This window comes from Sorangiineae bacterium MSr11367, assembly GCA_037157805.1.
GTDB lineage: Bacteria > Myxococcota_A > Polyangia > Polyangiales > Polyangiaceae > Pendulispora > Pendulispora rubella.
The window spans coordinates 10,517,785-10,538,740 of record CP089983.1 but is presented as its reverse complement, the minus strand read 5'-3'; the positions used below and the strand labels follow the sequence as shown (position 1 = coordinate 10,538,740).

The window sequence follows — 20,956 nt, the reverse complement described above, 5'->3', positions numbered from 1 at the left end:
CGAACTTTTCAGCCGATCCCCGTGGTTTTCATGACGTTTTCGATCGGCGGAACAGCCGAACTAGCCGAGCGAGGCGGAAGGTCGACGCCTCCCGGGTGAAACGGGTGGCACTTACACAGCCGCCTTAGCGAAAGCAAGCCGCCTTTCCATACCCCATGGCCTTCGAGGCAGGCCACCGCGTATCGCGAACACGACGGTTCGAAGCGGCAGACGTTGCCGAGGAGGGGGGAAATGAGGCGCTGGTAAAGCCGGATCAGCGCGATGACGACGTGCAAAACCATGACACTCGGTAGTGGCCGCTATTAGCTACGCTGACCTGGTGGCGAAAGATGACCCTTGTTCGATGCTTTGGCCAGCGCTTGTAACGAGCGCTTGCGGATCACCGGTCGCAATTTCTCCCATTCGGCGAGCGCGTCGGTCATGGAAAGTTTTTCAGCCCCTGCACGGGCGATCACCACGACGTCCGTTCCGGCCGCAACCCAGCGTTCATCCTGGGCAAGACGCCGGAAGCACTCTCGACAGATGCGCTTGATGCGGTTTCGGACCACGGCGCCGCCCAATTTACGGGTGACGATGAGGCCCAAACGCGCAAGTGCACGCGATGGAACATCGATCGGCGGACGCGACGAATCGCGCCCGTCCGGTGATGGGGCTAGGAGAAAGTAGAAATGCCGGCTCGAGACGCGTTCGCTCCCGGAGGACGTCGATTGAATGCGAACATAGTCCGCATGACGACGAACTCGTCGCTCGGGCCCAAAGCCGAAGCCAACCCAGGAGGAGGAACTTGCTTTCGTGGCAGGACTACTTTTTGTTACTACTTCTTGTAGATGCTGACAGCGAGACGCTTGCGACCCTTACGACGACGGTTCGCGAGCACTTGCTGCCCTCCACGCGTTGCCATGCGGGCGCGAAACCCGTGCGTCCGAATGCGGCGGAGGTTGTGAGGCTGGTAAGTGCGTTTCATGACGGGGCGCGAAAGAAAGCATCCATGTGTGCAGCGGTCAAGCGGCATGCCGACATCGGCAGCGATTTTTGACGCTTCACGTGGCGCATGATTCTCCGTACCATCGAGGCGTCCTGAAGGCGGCCCTTTTACGGATCGAAGCCGTCATCCGGAAAATCAAGCGTCGTTGTGAGCATCCGTGAGCAGCAGGTTAGTCCTCCTTCCGCTCCTTCTCCTAGCTGACGGAACCATGACCCAACAATTTTCCTCCGGTGGCGTCGGACCAGTCCGCCGCGCCATCGCCCGCCGACTGGGCGTGACCCTGGGCGCGACCGCGCTTTTCGCGTCTGCGATGCTGAGCAGCACGCGAGCGGAAGCTCAACAAGCAACCTTCCACCTGGATCGTCTGGAGGTGCCGGGTGCACCGGAGGACGGCGCCGTGCTCTTTCGGCCGGTCACCCAGCCAAAGCCGATTTTCTTCGGCCAATTGGCCCTGGGGTACTCGCTCCGGCCGTTGCACACGAGCAACGTCACGAATGACCGCAACACGCTGAGTCGCTCCGAGACAGCGGTCATCGACAACCAGTTCACGACGTACGCGACGCTGGGCTTCCAGTTTCTCAATCGGTTCACCATCGCAGCGACCTTGCCGGTCACGCTCATTCAAGATGGGCAGAACCCTGTGTACTCGTCGGGGGCCACGGGCGATGCGACCCGCGTCACCACCGGCGGTCCGTCGGCAGGGGATACGCGGATCGACTTGCGCGCCGTGGTCGTGCGGACCGGAAATGAGAAGGGCGCCCTCGGTGCGAGCTTCAGCCTTTTCGCGCCGAGCGGAAACAATTCGCGCTTCGGCGGCGATGGAAGCACATCAGCCATGGTGGGAATCCAGGCCGAGTACGACTTCAACCTGTTCGTGCTGACCGCGAACACGGGCGTGCACTTCCGCCCGCGCAACTCGATCAACCGGCCCGACCTGGACCAGGGTCTCGGCATCGGCAACGAGTGGCGTTGGGCCATCGGCGGGTTCGTGCCCATCAAGGGCGGGAAATTCCGGATCGGCGCCAGCGTCTTCGGCCAGACGGGCATCAGCGATGCGAACGTCATCGGCGACACCGTCTTCAAGAAGCGCAACACCCCCATCGAGTGGAACGTCGAGGGCCGCATGAAGTTCGGCCCCAAGGATCGCTGGTGGGTCGGCCTGGGCGGCGGCACCTTGATCGCCAACGGCTACGGCGCGCCGGACTTGCGCGTCATGGGCTTGATTGGTGCGTACCTGCCCATCTCCGATTCGGATGCGAATTCGCCGGATCGCAAGGCCGCGTTGCACGAGCAGTGGCGCCGTGAGGCCGCAGGTGATGCGGACAAGGACGGCATCCCGGACGACATCGATGCGTGCCCGAACGAGCCCGAAGATCACCAGGGCGCGGATCCGAACGACGGTTGCCCGCTTCCGCCCGATCGCGACGGCGACGGCATTCCGGACCAGTACGACCGCTGCCCCGATCAGCCCGAGGACAAGGACGGCATCGAGGACGGCGACGGTTGCCCCGAGGACGACGCCGACAAGGATGGCGTGCCCGACGTGACCGATGCTTGCCCCGACGTTCCCGGCAAGCCCTCGCCCGATCCGAAGACGAACGGCTGCCCGCAGTTCATCAAGAAGGAAGGCTCGGTGGTGCGCGTGCTGCAGCAGGTGCACTTCCAGACGGGGTCGGCGAAGATCCTGCCGGACAGCTTCCCGATGCTGCAGGAAATCACGGATCTTCTGAAGTCGAGCCCCGGCATCAAGAAGATGTCGATCGAAGGCCACACCGACAACAAGGGTGGGGCTGACCTGAACAAGAAGCTGTCGCAGAGCCGCGCCGACTCGGTCATGAAATGGCTGACCGATCACGGCATCGAGACCTCGCGTCTCGAGGCGCACGGCTACGGCCTCGAACGTCCCATCGAGGACAACGCCACCGACAAGGGTCGCGCTGCAAACCGCCGCGTCGAGTTCAAGATTCTCGAGGAAGAGGATCCGAACAAGATCAAGAAGTAGATTCTCTGCCGAGAATTAGGCTCGGGGCCGGAGGTGCTCTTACCCTCCGGCCCCATGATCGATCGACGCTCCAAGCGAAGCACCCAGAAGAACGAAGCCTTTCAGTACCTGCTCGAGGCGGTCGCCGATCGCAGCGAGGTCGAGGCGGTGGCCCTGGTCGACACGCGCGGCAACATCGTCGCCGGGACCGGCTTGCCGCAGGATCTCGCCGGCATCGCCCGCGTCGCCGGCCCCGTCGCCCGCGGCGAAGAATGTGTCGAGTTCGACCTCGTCACGGCCACGAGCGACTTGTTTCTCCGCTCTGTTCCCGCCGGCGACGAATCGCTCTACCTGGTGGCCCTCGGCTCGCGCGTCCGCAAGATGAACGACGCCGCCAACGCCATCACGCGCATCGCCACCGGCGCGTAAAATCTCCGGCCGCAAGAACGAACCGCCAAGACGCCAAGAGCGCCAAGAGAGATTCATGTGTTGGAGCGCCCGAGAACGCCCCTTCACGAAATCCTTGGCGTTCTTGGCGTCTTGGCGGTTTCTTTCTTGCGCGTTACGAAGCCCGCCGCGTGTCCAGAGCGGCGCGGCGGCGGCGTTCGCCGCGGTAGCCCAAGGCGATGCCCAGGCGGAGGCCTAGCAGGAAACCGAGGACGGTGCAGAGGGCTGCAGTGAGCACGGGACGGGATCTAGCACCGAGGGGCTAGCCCGTCCCGTTGTCGTGCTGCGCGAAGCTCAGTTCAGCGAGAAGGTCTTGCCCACGGTGACGGGGGCGCCGCCGAATGCCGGGACATGGGCGCTGCGGAACTTCGAGGCGATGCAGCCACCCACGGCGGTGCCGGTGAAGGGCGGTTGATCGACGTCGACGACGCTCACGGTGCCGCTCGGTTGGAACGTCACCTTGACGTGGCCGCTACCCGTCGGACCATCGGACTTCTTGCAGCTCGAGATGTTCACGTTGCCAAGCGATGCTGCTGCCTCGGCGCGGTTGAACGGCGCGGTGCTCGCCGCCGCTTGCGAGGGGGCAGACTCCTCGGCGTGACCACCGACCGCCTTCTGCATGGCGCCCGCCAGATCTGCCGGCCCTTCCTTCTTCGGGGGGGCAGCAGCCGGAGCCGGCGTCGCCCCTTCCTCGCCACCGCCGCCGCCCGCGCTGGCCGTGCCGCCGCCCGCAGCGCCTTTGCTGCGCGAGCCTCCGCCGGTGCCCTTGGCTCCGAGGCCCGGGGTGATCTCCTTGGCGCCCGAAGCCGCAGCGGTCGTTGCCGGATCGGTCGCGGCCACCGTGGGCGTCGGCACCGGCGTCGGTGCAGCCGACGCACTCACCGTGGCGGTGGGCTCGACGGCCTTTTGCTCTTCCTTCACCGACGGACGGGTCACGATCACCGCCACGATGACTGCGGTGCAAACCAGCAGCGTGCCCACGATGATAGCAATGAGCAGCGTCTTGTTCTGCCCGCCGCCCATCGAAACCGGCGACGACAGATCGCCGAAGTCTTGCGGAGGCGGCGCCAGCACGGGCGCCGCGAGCGCGGCGCTGAAGGCACCACCACCGCCGAGGTTCATGATGTCGTCCACGTGGCGTGGGTTCTTCGACCCACTGTCGCCCTCCGTGGAGCTGGTCGACGACGCGAGCGCACGAATGTCGATGAGGCCCGAGCCGTCGGAAACCGAGGACGACGACGAGGAGGACGGTGCCGACGGCGCCGAACCCCTGCCGGTAGCCTTGTCCGCCGGACCCGACGTCTGCGTGAGTGCGCCCAACGAGAAGAGCACGCTGTTCTCGTTGCGCTGGCCCGTGAGCTTGCTGCCATCGCCCGAGACCGGCGCGGCGCTGGTCATCACGTCCTCTTCGCCGCCGGCCTGCGACACGCTGCCGAACAAGTCCGCCTGATTCCCGCGGCCACCGGTGCGCCTTGCTGCGGCACTGGCACCCGCGGACCCGAGCGGGGATGCGCTACTACTTGCCGCCGCCAGCGGATTCGAATCGAACAGACCTCCGCTGGAGCCGTTGCCGTTCGCGCGAGGGCTGCTGCCGCCGCCGAAAAGCGAATCGCCTCCGCCGAAGCCACCGCCCAACCCGAGCGGGGACGAAGCCGTCCCCCCTCCCGTTGCCGCCGCGGCTGCGGCGGGGAGCGGATCGGCGTCGGGGCCGCTGTTGCGAAGGCTGAGCGGCGAATACTCTGCCACGGCAGGCGACGAGCCTGTGCTGCACGCTGCGTAGAGCGAGTCGATCTCGCGCAGCGGGAGCCAGTCGTTCATGCCGTCTTTCCAGCAGAACGTCTCGTCGTGGATCGTGCCGGTTTTGTACTCATCGACGATCTCCTGCACGGTCATCGTGCGTTGATCGCCATCGGCGACGTTTACAGTCCACTGATCTAGGTCGGCCGAGTACCCCGGATCGCTGACGGCTCCACTAGAGGCTCCTCCCCCGCTCGAAGCGGTGGCCTCCGGCTCGTTGCCGTTGATGACGATGGTCGCGCCGCATTTTTTGCAGCGGATCTTGACGATCTTCCCGAGGACCTTTTCGTCCGCGATGGTGTACTTGGCCTGACACGACTGGCACGAAATCTTCACGGATGCCTCCGGCCCTATACTCGGTGCAACACCATCCGGTCAGTGCACCGCCCTCTGAGTACGCACGGAGGCGTGCCCAGTAATCCGTGGGACGTTCGCTCACAGGATGATGAAGACAACTTTGAAAAGTATAGCGGGCCGCCAGAACAGCGATCAAGCAACGCGCCACAAAAGGTGGGAGACGCCTTAGCTAGGGTCCCGCAGCTTAATTAAGCAATACCAACGCTGTGCCGTCCTTGCCGCAAAATGACGCGGAGCCGTCGAATCGATCCCCGCAGGTAGGACAGATCTTCCCCTTCTCCTGTGGCCGCGCCGATGCGCCTGCGACGTAGGGAAGTATCTCCTCGCCTCCAGCAAGCTCGACCAGGGTGGCCCCGTCTTGCGGGCAAAATGTGGAACCGACCCCGTACTCGCGGTGGCAGGTCGGGCAGACGAGTCGCTTCTCGTAGCGCTCGCGGGCGCCGGCCACGGCCTTGGCTCGCTCGACGCTTTCTTCGTGCGCCTTCATCTGCGCGGCGTGCCGCGCGGCCTTCTCGCGACGGCGCTCCTCGACCTCGCGCAGCTTCTGCTCGTGCCGTGCCTCCGCCTCGCGCTGCAGCTTGGAGGCCCGGCGCGCGCGCCGCCATCCAAAAATGGCCACGAGGCCGAGCACCGCGGCCAAGGTGCCCACCACCGCGATGAAAATGTTCCGGCGCCGAACCGCATTGCCCACGGCGGTGGCTTCGTGCCCGCCGAGCGCGCCCTGCGCGATGATGGCCACCGACGTCTCCTCGTTCTCGCCCGAAGCATTGAGCCCGGACTGGGCGAGCAGCGCGTCGTAGTGCGCCGGTGAGCTGATCTCGACGAGGACCGTGGTGCTCTTGCCGGCGGCGCTCACCACCAGCTTCGTGATGCCCTCGGGTGCGTCTTCGGGGACGGTCACCTTGCCCGTGGGATCGACGACCAAGTGCGACCCTTCGCCCTCGACGTTCCATGTCACCGGCGTCGGCGTTGCGCATCCTTTGGCGTCGGAGACCACCGCGCGGAAGGGAAAGCTTTCCCCCGTGCGCAAAAGTTTACGAGAGGGCCGCACCTCGAGGCGTGCCGGCTCCCCTGGGGTGGTGCAGGCGCGGCTCGTAGGTTCGGGGGCATGCGTGGGCTCGGGCGTCTTCGGTGCCGCAGGGGTTGCGGAGGCGGCGGGGGTTGCCACCACCTTTTCGTAGCTGCGCGAACGTTTCACGTCCGCCATGCAGCGCCCCTCCTTCAAGGTGATCTCGTAGCGGCCGGACTCGCTCATCTCGAGGCGGTTGTCGCCGGAGATGGCGACCAGGGTGTTGAGCACCGCACGGCGCGGATCGGAGGCGGGGGTCGAGCAGCGTGTGCGCCACGAGCGCCCGGAGCCCTCGCGCGAGTGTGAGTCGCGCACCAGGGTAGGCATCTGCTCGTAGCACTGGTTCGTGCGAAACGTGCGGCCGGCGCCAACGATGCTCAGTTCGTCGCCTTCTTCCGTCACCGTGACGCTTTCTCCACCGCCCGTGGAACCGGTGACCGGAGGCGGCCCGCATCCAGGGAGCCACTGTTGCACCGTGTAGTCTTCGCGAAGGGGACCCTGTCGCCATTTTCCGTCGAGAGGACCCGCAAAGGCAGATTGCGTGAACGTGACGACTGCTGCGAACGAGCCAATCGAGAGGATGGCGAAACTTTCGAATCGGACCACGACGAGGGGGGAGCTTACCGCAAGACCATGGCCCGCGCTTTATTTGCCGGTTCTTTGGAAAATATGGGCATGATAGGCGCCAAGGCGAATGAAAGCTCACTACCGAAGCTTCGTGGCGCTCGCGTGTGCGAGTGCGGTGACCTTGTTCGGCAGTACGGCGGGCGCGCAAGTCGCAGACGGAAACGGTGACGGTTTCGATACGCACCTGTTTCGCCCTGCGATGGACTCGAAAGGGTTCTTCTCCGTCAACGGCACGGACATCCTCGGAAAGAACGACATCAGCGTCGGCCTCGTCATCGATTACGGCCGCACGTTGCTTCGCGTTCCCGACAACGGTGCGGGGAGTCCGCAACTCATCGAGCACTCGTTTCAGGGCACGGCGATGTTCAACTACGGCATCGCCAACCTGCTCGCCGTCGGTCTATCGGTCCCGGTGAACTTGATGGCCGGCGACGATCGCGGCGGGCCGGGTGGTGCGCCCACCGTCGGCGGCTGGGCGAACAACAAGCTGGACTCGCAGACCCTTGGGTACTTGGGCTTGCACGCGAAGCTGCGCCTCACCCGCGTCGATCGCGGCCCGGGCCTCGCGCTCGGCGTTTCCGCCGGCGTGCCCGTGACGGACGCACCGAAGAACGGCGGCGCCGATCCCACGGCGTGGGTGTGGCCCCAGGTCTTCTTCGAGCAACGCTTCGGCTCCTCGCAACGCTTCAAGATCGGTCTGAACGGCGGTATCCGCGTCCACGGTCCGAGCGACACGACGATCGAACTGCGCGACGGCACGTTCAAGGATGGCAATCGCCTCACGTACGGTGCCGCGGTCGCGTACCGCATCTTGGATCCCGTCGACATCGTCGCGGAGACGTACGCCACGTACCTGCTCTCGGGCGATGCCGCCGACAAGGTAAAGCCGTCGAACGAGGTGGTCGGCGGGTTGAAGATCTTCGTCGAGCGCAACTCGTACCTGATGCTCGGCGCCGGTCCCCGCTACACGAACGGCTTCGAGGCGGCGAACATCCGCGGCTTCATCGGCTTCGTCTTCGAGCCGTCGATCGGCGATCGCGATGGCGACGGCATCAAGGACGACATCGATCAGTGCCCCGACGATCCGGAAGATCATGACGGCTTCAAGGACGAAGACGGCTGCCCCGATCCGGACAACGACGAAGACGGCATCCCGGACAAGGACGACCGCTGCCCGAACGAGCCCGAAGATCGCGACGGCGATCAAGATGACGACGGTTGCCCCGAGGGCAACACGGGCGATCGCGACGGCGACGGCATCCCCGACAACGTCGACAAGTGCCCCGATCAGCCCGAGGACAAGGACGGCTTCCAGGATCAGGATGGCTGCCCAGACCCGGACAACGACTTGGACGGCATCCCCGACAAGATGGATCAGTGCCCGAACGATCCCGAGGACAAGGACGGCTTCGAGGACGAAGACGGCTGCCCGGATCCGGACAACGACAAGGATGGCATCCCGGACAAGGTCGACAAGTGCCCGAACCAGCCGGAGACCTTCAACGGCTTCGAGGACGAAGACGGCTGCCCCGACAAGGGACAGGTGGTCATCCAGGACAACAACATCGTGATCTTGCAGAAGATCAAGTTCAAGACGGGGTCGGCGCAGATCCTCGCCGAGTCGAACGGCATCCTCGACGCGGTGTCCGCGACCATCGTGCACCACCCCGAGTTCACCTTGATGGAGGTCGCCGGCCACGCCGACGAACGCGCGAGCGATCAGTTCAACTTGAACCTCACGCAGCAGCGCGTGAACTCGGTCATGGCGGCCCTCGTGCAGCGCGGGATCGACAAATCACGCCTGCGCGCCAAAGGCTACGGCGAGTACTGCCCCGAGGATCCCGGTCACAACGAGGAGGCGTGGGAGAAGAACCGCCGCGTCGACTTCAAGATCGTGAAGACGAAGGACGGGCCCACCGGCGTTCAGCTGGGTTGCCCGAACGCCATCGCCAAAGGTGTGAAGCCCGACCCGATTCCGTAACGAGCCTACTCGGCCGCGTTCGCGGCCGGCTCTTCTGCCGCATCTGCAGCAGCTGCCGCGGTCTCCGCCTTACCCCCAGCCTCGCTTGCGAGGCGGTTCTTGGCCGGACGACCGCGGCGCGGTTTTGTGGCCTCGCCTTCGCCCTCGGCTTTGGGCGCTCCCTCGGCGGAGGCGGGCGCTTCGTCGCCCTTGGGCGCGGCGCGCTTCGCCAGTTTCGGCAGCGAGATGGCGTCGAGTCGGGCGCGGAGCGGCTCGTTGCTCTCGGCGTAGATCCGCGCGTAGGCGAGGGCGCGCTGCGCCTGCGTGATCATCGCCTCCTGCCGCTCGGTGAGCTTGGCCTTCGCCGCATCCACCGCCGCCTGGGCGGTGACGACGTTGTGCGACGCCGCCTCGACCTCGGCGGCGAGATCCGCGAGGCCCTTGGCGTCCATGTCGCCAAAGCGGAGGTCGGCGAGCTCGTTGTTGAAGATCTCGAGAAGGGATTGCACGGGGAACGGTAGCATGGCACCGTTCCTTAGCACTGATCATAAGATCAGTGTAGGCAATACCCTATTTTTCTCCGAGCAACGATTTCGCGTTGTTGACGCAGACCTGGTCGTGCTGGTCGCGGCAAATCGTTTTCAGCAGCAGAAGCTCTTCATGCGTGGGCTTGCCCGAGGCCACGCGGGTCTGGAGCAGCTTCTTCGCGCCGTCGGGATCCTTGAGCATCATCCCGCGCACCTGATCGGCGACGCTTCCGCTCGCGGTGGTGTTCGAGGCCGATGCGGCCGGCGCCGCCGGGGGCAGGTTGCTTGCGCCGCTCGACTTGGAGCTCGAGTGCGAGCTTCCCGATTCGCCCGACGAACGGCTCGAGCTCTTCTCGGGGCGCTCCACGTGCTCGGGCGCGCTGGTGAGCGACACCGAGTGCCCGCTGTCCTTCACCGAAGGAGAAGGTCGCGCCATGGCGATGGTCTGAGCATCGAGCTCACGCAGCCTGTCGGTGGCCATCTTGCGGTGCGACTCATCGAGCGTGGACTGCTTCTCCACGAGCTCGTAGAGCGCGCGCTTGCGCGAAATGTCCGTCTCGTTGACGGCGCGCTCGAACATCTGCTCCGCCCAGCGAATCTCGATCGTCTTGAACCGCTTGTCGTTGCGTAGCGGCGAACCCTCGGGGATGCCCAGGAGGATCTTGTCGTGCGCTTCCTCGCAGCGGTTCTCCGGCGGATTGCACGCGCGATCGGCCTCGGCCAACGTCGCCTCTTCACCCGACTCGACCTGCGTGGGAACCGGCGACGCCGAAGGCAGAAGGCTGCGCTGTCGCTTGTAGGCCCAGACGCCGACGGCGGCGGAGGCGAGGATCATCCCGAGCAGCACCCATGGCACGACGCCGAGGCCTCGGCCGGAACGCGACACCGCATTGGTGGAGCGCTCACCGATGGACTCGAATTGATGCGTGTCCGTCGCGCCGGGCAAAAAGATCTGGCCCGCGCCGACGAATTTGAAGCGCACGTCGCCGAGCTCGATGATGTCGCCCGCCTCGATGATGCCGCGGCGAAGGTCCGAGCCATTCACGCGCACGCCGTTGGACGAGCCCTTGTCGACGATCTCGTAACGGCCTTCGCCGAGCGAGTGGATCTCGCAGTGCAGACGCGAGACCGAGTTGTGGTTCACCGAGATGGCGGCATCTTCCGCGCGGCCGATGGTAAGGCGTTCGCGATCGAGCGGGTACTCGAGGCCGGGCGTGGGACCGGCGAGCATGACCAAGCGATTCGGGCGCTCGAGCAAGAGCGAGCCGCGCGTGGTGATGTTCGGCAGCGTCGCCTTGGTGTCGTCCGGGATCGTGGCATTGGCGGGCACCTGCTCGACGGCGGCGTCGTCGTGCAGGACGATGCGGTAGTCGCCGATCTGAATCAGATCGCCATGCAGCAGGTCTTGCGTCTGCGCCACCCGCAGGCCGTTGACGTAGACCCCGTTGTAACTCTGGTGGTCTTCCAGGAAGAACGTCGGATTGCTCGGCGGAACCGACTGCGCCGGCGTGCGCGGCGATACCGGCGCGGCGCCATTCTTCTTCCGATGCAGCGCCGCATGATCACGGGACACGTTGCGCTCGGTGAGGCGGATGTTGTTCCCCTCCTTGCGGCCAATCGTGTAATCGTCACGCGTCAGCGGGACGACCGTCCGTTTGCCCTCCTCGTCCTCGATAATCAGCTTCCACATCGGAGTTCGTCGTCTGTTCGCACTCGCGAGGGGGCCCGGGTCAAAGTCAAGGTAGGCGCTCGGTTGAGGAAGCGGTTCCGCTTCTGCCCAAGTGTAGCTAGCGGGCCTACGTGAAAGCAACGGCCTAGACTACGCCCCTCCGCTGAATCTGCTGTGTCCACCTTCGGATACGTTTTTTCACCTATGTCGACTCGTAAATCAAACTGGATCCTTCTTTCCCGGGGACCCAACCGCGTCCACCCCCGCCTCGTCCTGACCTTTTGCGCAGCGCTTTTAGCGAACGGCTGTGGCACCACGTGGACGGGATCCATCGGGGCAATTTTGGCCAAGAACAACGAAAATGGGCGAGTTTTCGTCCGAGACGTACCCCCGGACATGGGGGCGGCCAGGGCGGGGTTGCTGGTGGATGACGAAATCACGGCCATCGATGGGAAGCCGGCGAAGGGGATGAATGGGGACGACTTGCATCAGGCATTGTCGGGCCAAGTCGGGACGCGGGTGCGGCTTCAGATTGTGCGCGAGGGGGTTTCGAAGGAGGTCGTGGTGGAACGGGGACCACTCGTGGCCCCGGCGGCGCCGTCACAGTCAGGTTCAGCAGGTTCAGGCGCGCGTTAGTCGACGCGCTGCGGTTCGGTTTCGGGAAGGGTCGAGACGAAGCGGTCGCGCGCGGCGAAGACTTGGGCGCGATCGCGACCGTCGAAGGTCACCTTGGTTTTGTACGACGGGTCGAACCACTTCGGGTACGAGCCCACGTCCACCTCGGGAAACGCCGCGACGACGTCGTCCAGCAGCGGCTTCAAGTCCCCCTCTTCCATCTTGGTGTAGACCGCGGTGGAGATGAACGGCACCTCTTGCCCGAGCTTCTCCACGAGGACGGGGATCTTCATGCGGAAGACCTCCGGCACGCCGGGCATGAGCCAGGTGTTCTTGAATCGAATCGTCGGCCAGCGGATCGCTTCCGTCGTCTCGAGCGTGGCGCCATCGGGAATGAGCGCCATGCGCAGATGACCTTCGGTGCACCGCTCCTTGTAGTGCTCGAGCAGCATCGTGCGCATCTCGGGGCTGGTGACGACGGCCACGCCGAAGGCTTTCGCCACGGCATCGACGGTCACGTCGTCGTGCGTCGGTCCGACCCCTCCGGAGGTGAAGAGCCAGTCGTGCGACGCGGAGAGTTCACTCACCTCACGCGCAATCGTCTCGATGTCGTCGAGCACCATGACGACGCGGCGCAATTGGATCCCCAAGTCGCGAAGCGCGCGTGCCAGAAACGGCAGGTTGGCCTCTTCGACTTTGCCCGAGAGGAGCTCGTTGCCAATGATGAGGACCGCCGCAGTCTTCGCCGGCTGCATGGAGCCTAAGAGTAGTCTTCCTGGATTGGGATTGGGGGGCCAAAAACCGTTCGATCCCGAACACGGTGCGAGCTTTCGCCCGCGCGGCGTAGTAAGCTTCCGCGCGGTATACGGGATAGCGATGCCCAAAGTTCTCGTGGTGGAAGATTCAGCCTCGGCGCGGGCATTCGTGCGCGCCATTTTGGAAGACGCGGAGTTTGCGGCTGCGCTCGGCGGATGTCAGGTCACGGAAGCGACCAGCGGCTTCGACGCCATGCGGCTTTTGCCGCGCGGTCCTTACGACCTCATCATTACGGACATCAACATGGCCGACATCAACGGCCTGGAGCTGATCCACTTCATCCGCAAGTCCGAGCACCATCGGTCGACGCCCTTGGTCATCATCTCCACCCTGGCCGCCCAGCGGGATGTCGATCGGGGGCTGGCCCTCGGCGCCAACGCCTACCTGCCCAAGCCGTTCACGGCCGAGCAGCTTCGCGCCACGTGTGTGCGCCTTTTGAGCGCGCCGGGCAGATCCGGCGTCGGAGGAACCGAGCAGGGGCCTCGCTCCAGCGTGACCGGGATTGCGGCGCCGGGCGAAGTGAAGCGCTGAATCGATGGCCGAGCACGGTGGGGGAGGGCGCGGAGATCTCGGAGACAAGGCGCGCGAGGAGTTCTTCTCCGAGGCGCAGGAGCTCATCGATGGCCTCGGGCGCGACCTTCTCGCCGTGGATGCCGTCTCCAAAGGCGGCCGCACCGATCCGGAGCTGATCAACGACGTCTTTCGTGCCGTCCACACGCTGAAAGGGCTCGCGGGGCTTTTCGGCGCCACCTTGATGAGCGGCCTCTCGCACGAGCTGGAGGACGTTCTGGACGATTTGCGCCTCGGGCGGCTCGAGATGAGCCCCGCGGTGCTCGATCTGCTCTTTCGCGCGGTGGAGCTCTACGCGCAGATCCTGGCGGCGGAGCGTGGCGATCGGCCCGATGAACCGGGTGCGGACGTCAAAGCGCTGCTGCACGCGCTTGGGCAGGTTTCGCAGCGGCGCGAGGGCGGTGGCGTCAGCCCGGTGGCGCAGTACGAGCTCGATCCGGGCCTCCTTGGCGTGCTCACCGAGTACGAGGAGTACCGGCTGCGCACGAACATCGCGCAGGGCGTCTCGCTGTTTCGCATCCGCGTGCAGTTCCGTCTGGATACGATCGACTCGGCGCTCGACGAGCTGAAGGCGCGTGCGCGGCCTCACGGCGAGATCATCACGTACCTGCCCACGGGCGAGGGCGGCGATGCCGACAGCATCGAGTTGGAGATCCTGCTCGCGAGCCACGCCACGCTCGCCGTGCTCGAGGCGGCGCTCGGTGGCTCGTACGCGGCCATCGAAGAAGTGCAGCGCCGCGGCGGTCGCAGCCGCCCGCCGCCGGCGATCGACGAGCACGAAGGCGAGCCTTTCGGTGACATGACCGGTGCCGTCCCGGCGGTGACGGGCGAGACGAGTTCGTTCCCGCAGGCCCCGCAGCCGCCGGAGTCCAAGGCCGGCGAGCTGCCGCTTCCCGTCGTGTGGGGGCGCGAGCCTCCGACCACGGGCACGGTCAGCACGACCACGTCGGAAATGCCGCCGCCTTTCGGCGACTTCGGCCGCGTTTCGCGCGGAAGGCCGACCGACGTCGACGACATTTTGAAGTCGATGCCCCCGCCCGTTCCACCGGCGGAAAAGCAGCCTTCGTACCCGCCCGGTGCCGTCGGCGGCACCGGTGGGCGCGAGATGTCGCTGCGCTCCGTGAGCCAGACGGTGCGCGTCGACATCCGCAAGCTCGATCACTTGATGAACATCGTGGGCGAGCTGGCCATCGTGCGCACCTCGCTGGCCAAGCTTTCGGACAAAGTGCGGTTGCGACCCGACGCGCGGGGCCTGGCCAACGAGCTGTATCGCCTGCACCGCGTCTTCGAGCGCAACCTCGCGCAAATGCAGAACGGCATTCTCGAAGTGCGCATGGTGCCGCTCGGGCAAGCGTTCGACAAACTAGCCCGCATCGTGCGCCAGATCTCGCGCGAACACGACAAGCAGGTGAACCTGGTGGTCACCGGTGCCGAGACCGAGATCGACAAGCTGATCGTGGAGGAGCTGAGCGACCCGCTCATGCACATGATCCGCAACGCCATCGATCACGGCATCGAGCCGCGCGAAGAGCGCATGCGCGTGGGCAAGCCCACGGTGGGCACCATCGCGCTGAACGCCTTCCAGAAGGGCAACCACGTCGTCATCGAGGTGGAGGACGACGGCGCGGGGATGAACACGCAGGTGATCATCAACAGCGCCGTGCGCCGCGGCCTGCTCTCGCGCGAGCAAGCCATGGAGCTTGCGCCGCACGAGATCCTCGGCCTGGTGTTCTTGCCCGGCTTCACCACGCGCGGCGAGGCGACGGATCTCTCCGGGCGCGGCGTGGGGATGGACATCGTCAAGACGAACATCTCGCGCATGGGCGGCATCATCGACATCTCGAGCGAGTTGGGCATCGGCACCAAGATGACCATCACGCTGCCCATCACGCTGGCGGTCATCAGCGTGTTGATCGTCGAGACCGCCGGGCGCACCTACGCCATCCCGCTGGCCAGCGTGGAGGAGGCCATCGTCTTCGACGAGCGCGATGTGCGGGCCGTGGAAGATCGCGAGGTGATGAACCAGCGCGGTCGCACCCTGCCGATTTGCCGCCTGTGGAAGCTCTTCGGCCTTGCGCCCGAAGCTGCGGCCACGGGCAAGCGCTTCGTCGTCATTGCCGCCGTGGGCAACCGCAAGTTGGGCTTCGTCGTGGATCGTCTGGTCGGACAGCAAGACATCGTCATCAAAGCGCTGGGCAAGTCGCTGTCGCACGTGCGCGGTTTCGCAGGCGCAACGGAGTTGGGCGATCAGCGCGTTGCGTTGGTGCTCGACGTGGCGGCGCTCGTGGAAGAGGTGCTCAGCGGCGACGGCGAACGTCTCCTCGAGGGTCGCAGTGCGGGGGCCCTGGAGATGCGAACGGAAGGGAGGCTCGGCGATGGCCGCGCTCGTGCGTAGACGCGCCGAGCAACGCGCCCTCCGCCGCGCGGCCGACGGCCAGCGCACGGAGTATTTGGCCTTTTCCCTGGCCGGGGAAATCTACGCCGTCGAAATCCACTCCATCGGCGAGATTCTCAAGCCGCCGCCGATTACGGAAGTGCCCCGTGCCGAGCCTTCGATCATCGGAGTGGTGAGCGTACGGGGGCGCCTGGTGACCGTGATCGATTTGCGAAAGCGATTCGGTGTCAAAGATGCGCCCATCGGCCATTTGACGCGTATCTTGCTCGTCGACAAGGGGGACGAAAAGCTCGGGCTTTTGGTGGACGAGGTACTGCAAGTCTACCGTCTCACCGAAAATGAGATCGAGCCGGCCAACGTCTTGGGCGGCGACCAGCCTGCCCACATCCTAGGCATTGGGCGACCCAAGGAGGGGACCGGCCGCCCCGACTTCGGATCTCTGCTCGTGCTGCTCGATTTACGACCTATTCTGGACGGGTGACGCCATGGCGCAGTCCTTGTCCCGCCCTCGCCACGATCCGCTGAAGAACCTCGTTGCGTTCGTCATTGGCGACGTCAACTACGCGTTCTCCATCGACTGCGTGCGCGAGATCGTGAATCCGCTTCCCGTGATCGAGTTGCCGAGTTCGCCCTCCGCGGTGGCGGGCGTGGCCGATTACCGCGGCGACGTCGTGCCGGTGATCGACCTGCGCGTGCGCTTTGGCTTGCCTCCGGTGACCGTGACGCGCCGGACCAAATGGATCCTCGTCGAGGTTGGCTCGGTGCAGGTCCCGAGGGCGCATCTCTCGCCTTCCGTCATGCCAGGGAGCAGACTGGTAGCCGTGATTGTCGACGGAGTGACAGACGTCTTCGGCACCGGCGGTGCCGAGCTCCGGCCCGCGCCACCGCTGGGCGCGGGCGACGACGTGCGTGGCATCGCCGGCGTGACGTACTTCGCCGATCTCATGGTCTTCGTCCTGGATCCGACGCGCTTTGCCGGCATCACGGACGCGCTGATGGAGGGCGCCGGCGTGGCCTACGCCCTGCCCGGCGAGGCCCCATCGTGATCGCCATGGAGCTCGAGCGAATCGAGCGCGCCCTCTCCGACGACGATCCGGAGGCGCGAAGGCTGGCCGTCCAGCAGCTGCCGCTGGTGCATGGTGCCGACGGTGCGCGGCTCTTGGTGCTCGCGTTGGGCGATGCCGATTGGCGCGTGCGCAAAGAAGCCGCGGTGGCCGCGCCGCTGCACGAAGCGCGCGGGCACATCGTGTCGTTCTTGCTCGATGCGCTCGACGACAAGCAGAACATCGGCCTGCGCAACGCGGCGGTGGAGGCGCTCGTTACCATCGGGCCGGACGCGGTGCCCGGCGCCATCGACGCGCTCGCGCGTCTCGACGCGGATGGGCGCAAGCTGGCCATCGAGGTGCTCGGCGGCATTCCGGATGCGCGCGGTGTCGCGCCGCTCGCGCTCGCGCTCGACGATCCCGATCCCAACGTGCGCGCGGCGGCGGCCGAGGCGCTGGGGCAGGCGGGGCTCTCCACGGAAGAAACGCGCGTGCAGGCGACGAAAGAGCTCACACGCTGCCTTTCGAGCGAAGACGTCATGGTGAAGCTGGCCGCCCTCGAAGCGCTCACCCGGCTCGATGCGCGGCTTCCGTGGAGCGTGTACGAGCCCCTGGTGCAGCACCCGCTCTTGCGGCGACAAGCCGTGGCCGCCGCCTCGCGCTCGCGCGAGGAAACGGCGTTGCTCGCGCTGGTGGAGGCCACGGGCGATCGCTCGATGACCATCGCGCGCGAAGCGCTGACGTCGCTCGGGGGGTGGCTCTTGACGGAGACGCTGGGCACGGAGCGGCTCGCGCGCGTGCGTCGCGCCATGGCCGCGTTGCCCCGTGCGGTGGACTTCGTGCGCAAGTGCGCAAAAGATCGCGCAGACAACGCGCGGCCGTATGCGCTGCTCGCCTTGGGGCTGCTGCGCGATCCGGCGGACCTACCGCTCATCGCGGATGCGCTGTCGGAGGAAGACATCGACGAGCAGGCGGCGCTTGCGTTGGACATTTTCGGCCGGGAGGCGACCGCGCCGCTCACCGAAATGATCCCGCGGGCGTCGGAGCACACGCGTGCGCTTTTGTTGTCGCTCCTTCCGCGCCTTTCACCCGAGCCGGATCCCTCGCTGCTCATCATGCTGCGCGAGGGAATGAACGATCCTGCGGCGGATGTTGCGGTAGCGGCCATTAAGGGACTCGCGGCTGCGGGGGATGCCAGCGATCTGGGGCGGATGATCTCGCTGACGAATCATTTCGACGTGCGTGTTGCGAAAGCGGCCGTGATGGCGCTCAGCACGCTCACGGCGATGTATCCAGGGCCGGCGCGCATGCTCTTGCGCGGTCTCGCTCCGGATGGGGAACACGTCACGGCGGGGTGTGCCATGGTGGCGGCCCTGGCCGGTGTCAAAGATGGCGTGGCCCCCGACGTCGAGTTCGTGAAGCGTGCGCTCTCCAACGGCGATCCGCGCGCGCGCCGTGTGGCCGTGGAATCGCTGGCCACGTTGGGCGGCGAGGAAGCGCAGCGCGCAGTTGCCTTTGCGCTGGCCGACGAGGAGCGCGAGGTCAGCCTCGCGGCGGTGCGTGCCCTGGGACGGTTGGGGTACGCGGATCCGTTGGTGGCGCTCATCGGCTCCAGCGACGAGCGCGATGTCATTGCGGCCACGCTGCGGGCGCTCTGCGAGGCCGATTCGTACCAGGGCCTCGTCTCCGCGCGCCCGCTGGTGAAGAGCCCCGACGCCGCCATCGCTTGCGCGGCTGTGGAAGCCATCCGCGGTTCCACGGGCATTCTGCGCGACGACGTGCTGTTCGACGCGCTCGATCATCCCGATCCCGAGGTGGTCAAGCTTGCGCTGGCCGAGCTTTCACGGGCGCCCGACGCGCGCGCACTTGCGCGGTTGGGCACGTGCCTCGACCATGCCCAGTGGGAGGTGCGAAGGCTCGCCTCCGAGTTACTCGGTCACACCAAGGCCCCGGCGGCGAAAGAGCTGCTCCGGGCCCGGTTGGAGCGGGAAAAGGAGCCCATCGTAAGGGGGGCGCTGACATTGGCGCTTTCGCTGCGGCCGCCACCGGGATCGGAGGAAGACTGACGTGGCGCGGACTCCGTTCGGCGATGGGGACCCGATCATCCGCGAGGACGAATACCGCCTTTTGCGCGATCTGGTGAGCGCCCGCATTGGAATCAATCTCGCATCCACTTCCCGCCAGAGCGTGGCGCGGCGTTTGCGTGAGCGATTGAGCGTGCTGAATCTTGCCTCCTTCACCGAGTACTTTCAGTACCTTCGATTTCATCCACTCGCGCGGCATGAGTGGGAGGAGGCGGTGGAATTGCTCACCACGAACGAGACGTACTTCTTTCGTGAAGATTTCCAGCTGCGGGCCTTCAGCGACGAAATCCTGCCGATGCTCCACGAGAGGAACAAAGCGCGAAGGCGCCTTTTCATCTGGAGTGCGGGCTGCGCGACCGGCGAGGAGGTCTACAGCATCGCCATCCTGGTCCATCAGTCGAACCTGTTTTCAGGCTGGGACGTGCGCATTTTTGGCTCGGACATTTCGCGCCGGTGTGTCGCCACCGCCCGGCGCGGGGTCTACGGGCCGGCGTCGTTTCGTGCGACACCCCCGGAATTGCGCCGTCAATACTTCGTCGAGCGTCCCGACGGGTCCCACATCCTCGATTCGATCAAACCCTTGTGTCATTTCGGGCAGATGAACCTGCTCGACGAGGACAAAGCTCGTATCTTGGGTCGGGTCGACGTGGTCTTCTGCCGCAACGTTCTCATCTACTTCGATGCCCACGTCCGCCGTCGCGTCATCGACATTTTTCACGACAGATTGTATCCAGGTGGGGTCCTTTTGCTCGGTCACTCGGAATCGCTGCTCAACGTCTCGACCGCATTCGAGCTTTTGCACTTGAAGGAAGACTTGGTTTACAAAAAGCCCACTTTGGCGCAGAAATCTGCGATGGCGAACCGGTCGTGAGCAGCTCGTCCCCCGCCCCCCGCATTCGACTCCTGGTCGTCGACGACTCGGCGTACAACCGCCGGAACATCGCCGACATTTTCCTCAACGTGCCCGAGGTCGAAGTCATCGGCAAAGCCGCCGATGGCGAAGAGGCCTTGCGTCTGACGACGCTGCTGAAGCCCGACGTCATCACGCTCGACCTCGAGATGCCGCGAATGGATGGTTTCACCTTCCTGCGCATCTTGATGTCGCGGCAGCCGACGCCGGTCATCGTGGTGTCGAGCTATTCGCAAAAGGAAAACGTCTTCAAGGCGTTGGAGCTCGGCGCGCTCGACTTCGTGACGAAGCCCGATCGGCAGATCACGCCCGACGCGACGGAGCTGCGCGAGCAGATCCTGAGCAAGGTGCTCGTGGTGAAGAACTGGCGCCCGCAGGCGCTCGTGCCCCACGGTTTGCGCCGTGCGGCCGCGCCCAGCGGCCCGTGGACGCCCGAAGGCCGGCCCACGCCGGTGCCGGCCGCGCAGCCGGTGTTCCAGCAGCCGCGCCACCTCGTGGCGATTGCCAGCTCCACGGGCGGGCCCAGTGCGCTGCTCGAGATCTTCAGCAAGATCCCCGCGACGTCGGGGGTGGGCATCGTGGTCGCGCAGCACATGCCGGACAAGTTCACGCGCACGTTCGCCGAGAGGCTCGACCGCCGCGGGCCCGTGCGCACGTCGGAGGCGCAGGACGGCGATCGGGTGGGGCTGCTCACCGGTTTCGTCTGCCCGGGCCGCCAGTGCATGGAAGTCATCCGCAACGCGAGCAATGATTACGTGCTGCGCGTGGGGCCGGGTGCGCCGACGGATCGGTACGTTCCCAGCGCGGATCGCCTGCTGAAGAGCGCGGCCGCGGCGGCCCGGGAGCGGTGCATCGGTGTCGTGCTCACCGGTATGGGTGATGACGGCGTCGAGGGCGCTCGGCAGATCTTTTTCAACGGCGGAACCGTGATTGCCGAGTCGCAAGAGACGGCGGTGGTCTATGGAATGCCTGCAGCCGCCGTTCGCGCGGGGGTGGTCAGCAAGGTCCTTCCGCTTCCGGCGATCGCCGAGTACATCGCCGGGCTCAGTTAGAGGCTTTTTCCTGGACTCTCCCCCTGCCCGAGAGGGGGAGGGAGCACCAAAG

The 20,956-nt window shown here is 65.7% G+C and carries 18 protein-coding genes; 10 read left to right on the top strand and 8 right to left on the bottom strand.

The genetic code is table 11. The features are described from left to right. Nucleotides 1-8: 8 nt before the first annotated feature. The 3 genes from yidD to rpmH form a co-directional block, all read right to left on the bottom strand. A complete protein-coding gene (gene yidD / locus LVJ94_40665; protein WXB03205.1) occupies nt 9-281 on the bottom strand; it encodes a membrane protein insertion efficiency factor YidD in 273 nt (90 codons plus the stop codon). Between the two features lie 21 nt (nt 282-302). Next, the gene (rnpA, locus tag LVJ94_40660; protein ID WXB10794.1) at nt 303-713 is read right to left on the bottom strand and encodes a ribonuclease P protein component; all 411 of its coding nucleotides are present in this window, start codon (nt 711-713) and stop codon (nt 303-305) included. A 101-nt stretch (nt 714-814) separates the two neighbouring features. Continuing rightward, nucleotides 815-964, bottom strand: a complete 150-nt coding sequence (gene rpmH, locus LVJ94_40655) for a 50S ribosomal protein L34 (protein WXB03204.1) — start codon at nt 962-964, stop codon at nt 815-817. A gap of 229 nt (nt 965-1,193) precedes the next feature. Here rpmH and LVJ94_40650 point away from each other — a divergent pair, with 229 nt between their 5' ends. Both LVJ94_40650 and LVJ94_40645 read left to right on the top strand, forming a co-directional pair. After that, a complete protein-coding gene (locus tag LVJ94_40650) occupies nt 1,194-2,987 on the top strand; it encodes an OmpA family protein (protein WXB03203.1) in 1,794 nt (597 codons plus the stop codon). A gap of 54 nt (nt 2,988-3,041) precedes the next feature. Next, complete coding sequence (locus LVJ94_40645) at nt 3,042-3,395, top strand: hypothetical protein (protein WXB03202.1); 354 nt, start codon at nt 3,042-3,044, stop codon at nt 3,393-3,395. Nucleotides 3,396-3,707: 312 nt separating this feature from the next. Here LVJ94_40645 and LVJ94_40640 read toward each other — a convergent pair whose 3' ends face one another. Together LVJ94_40640 and LVJ94_40635 are read right to left on the bottom strand one after the other, a co-directional pair. After that, nucleotides 3,708-5,546, bottom strand: a complete 1,839-nt coding sequence (locus tag LVJ94_40640; protein ID WXB03201.1) for a zinc-ribbon domain-containing protein — start codon at nt 5,544-5,546, stop codon at nt 3,708-3,710. 205 nt (nt 5,547-5,751) lie between these two features. After that, nucleotides 5,752-7,242 (bottom strand): hypothetical protein, encoded by a 1,491-nt coding sequence (locus LVJ94_40635; protein ID WXB03200.1) that lies wholly within the window; start codon nt 7,240-7,242, stop codon nt 5,752-5,754. A gap of 88 nt (nt 7,243-7,330) precedes the next feature. Here LVJ94_40635 and LVJ94_40630 point away from each other — a divergent pair, with 88 nt between their 5' ends. Then, the gene (locus LVJ94_40630) at nt 7,331-9,244 is read left to right on the top strand and encodes an OmpA family protein (GenBank protein ID WXB03199.1); all 1,914 of its coding nucleotides are present in this window, start codon (nt 7,331-7,333) and stop codon (nt 9,242-9,244) included. A gap of 5 nt (nt 9,245-9,249) precedes the next feature. Here LVJ94_40630 and LVJ94_40625 read toward each other — a convergent pair whose 3' ends face one another. The 3 genes from LVJ94_40625 to LVJ94_40615 all read right to left on the bottom strand — a co-directional run bounded on the left by LVJ94_40625 (nt 9,250) and on the right by LVJ94_40615 (nt 12,789). Then, the gene (locus LVJ94_40625; protein WXB03198.1) at nt 9,250-9,747 is read right to left on the bottom strand and encodes a hypothetical protein; all 498 of its coding nucleotides are present in this window, start codon (nt 9,745-9,747) and stop codon (nt 9,250-9,252) included. A 46-nt stretch (nt 9,748-9,793) separates the two neighbouring features. Beyond that, nucleotides 9,794-11,440: an FHA domain-containing protein gene (locus tag LVJ94_40620; GenBank protein WXB03197.1), complete on the bottom strand. Its 1,647-nt coding sequence runs from the start codon at nt 11,438-11,440 to the stop codon at nt 9,794-9,796. A 611-nt stretch (nt 11,441-12,051) separates the two neighbouring features. Beyond that, nucleotides 12,052-12,789 (bottom strand): competence/damage-inducible protein A, encoded by a 738-nt coding sequence (locus LVJ94_40615; protein ID WXB03196.1) that lies wholly within the window; start codon nt 12,787-12,789, stop codon nt 12,052-12,054. Nucleotides 12,790-12,910: 121 nt separating this feature from the next. Here LVJ94_40615 and LVJ94_40610 point away from each other — a divergent pair, with 121 nt between their 5' ends. From LVJ94_40610 to cheB, 7 genes are read left to right on the top strand one after another with little or no spacing between them, the layout of a single operon-like run. After that, nucleotides 12,911-13,381: a response regulator gene (locus LVJ94_40610; GenBank protein ID WXB03195.1), complete on the top strand. Its 471-nt coding sequence runs from the start codon at nt 12,911-12,913 to the stop codon at nt 13,379-13,381. Nucleotides 13,382-13,385: 4 nt separating this feature from the next. After that, nucleotides 13,386-15,815: a chemotaxis protein CheA gene (locus LVJ94_40605; protein ID WXB03194.1), complete on the top strand. Its 2,430-nt coding sequence runs from the start codon at nt 13,386-13,388 to the stop codon at nt 15,813-15,815. Further along, nucleotides 15,796-16,296 carry a chemotaxis protein CheW gene (locus LVJ94_40600; protein ID WXB03193.1) on the top strand — a complete coding sequence of 167 codons (501 nt, stop codon included), beginning with the start codon at nt 15,796-15,798 and terminating at the stop codon, nt 16,294-16,296. The genes LVJ94_40605 and LVJ94_40600 overlap by 20 nt, the downstream gene beginning before the upstream one ends. A 4-nt stretch (nt 16,297-16,300) precedes the next feature. Next, nucleotides 16,301-16,861: a chemotaxis protein CheW gene (locus LVJ94_40595; GenBank protein ID WXB03192.1), complete on the top strand. Its 561-nt coding sequence runs from the start codon at nt 16,301-16,303 to the stop codon at nt 16,859-16,861. A gap of 5 nt (nt 16,862-16,866) precedes the next feature. Continuing rightward, entirely contained in the window at nt 16,867-18,924 is a 2,058-nt protein-coding gene (locus tag LVJ94_40590; GenBank protein WXB10793.1) for a HEAT repeat domain-containing protein, read from the top strand. 1 nt (nt 18,925) lies between these two features. Next, nucleotides 18,926-19,813 (top strand): protein-glutamate O-methyltransferase CheR, encoded by an 888-nt coding sequence (locus tag LVJ94_40585; protein ID WXB03191.1) that lies wholly within the window; start codon nt 18,926-18,928, stop codon nt 19,811-19,813. Beyond that, the gene (cheB, locus tag LVJ94_40580; protein ID WXB03190.1) at nt 19,810-20,904 is read left to right on the top strand and encodes a chemotaxis-specific protein-glutamate methyltransferase CheB; all 1,095 of its coding nucleotides are present in this window, start codon (nt 19,810-19,812) and stop codon (nt 20,902-20,904) included. The genes LVJ94_40585 and cheB overlap by 4 nt, the downstream gene beginning before the upstream one ends. Nucleotides 20,905-20,956: the final 52 nt, after the last annotated feature.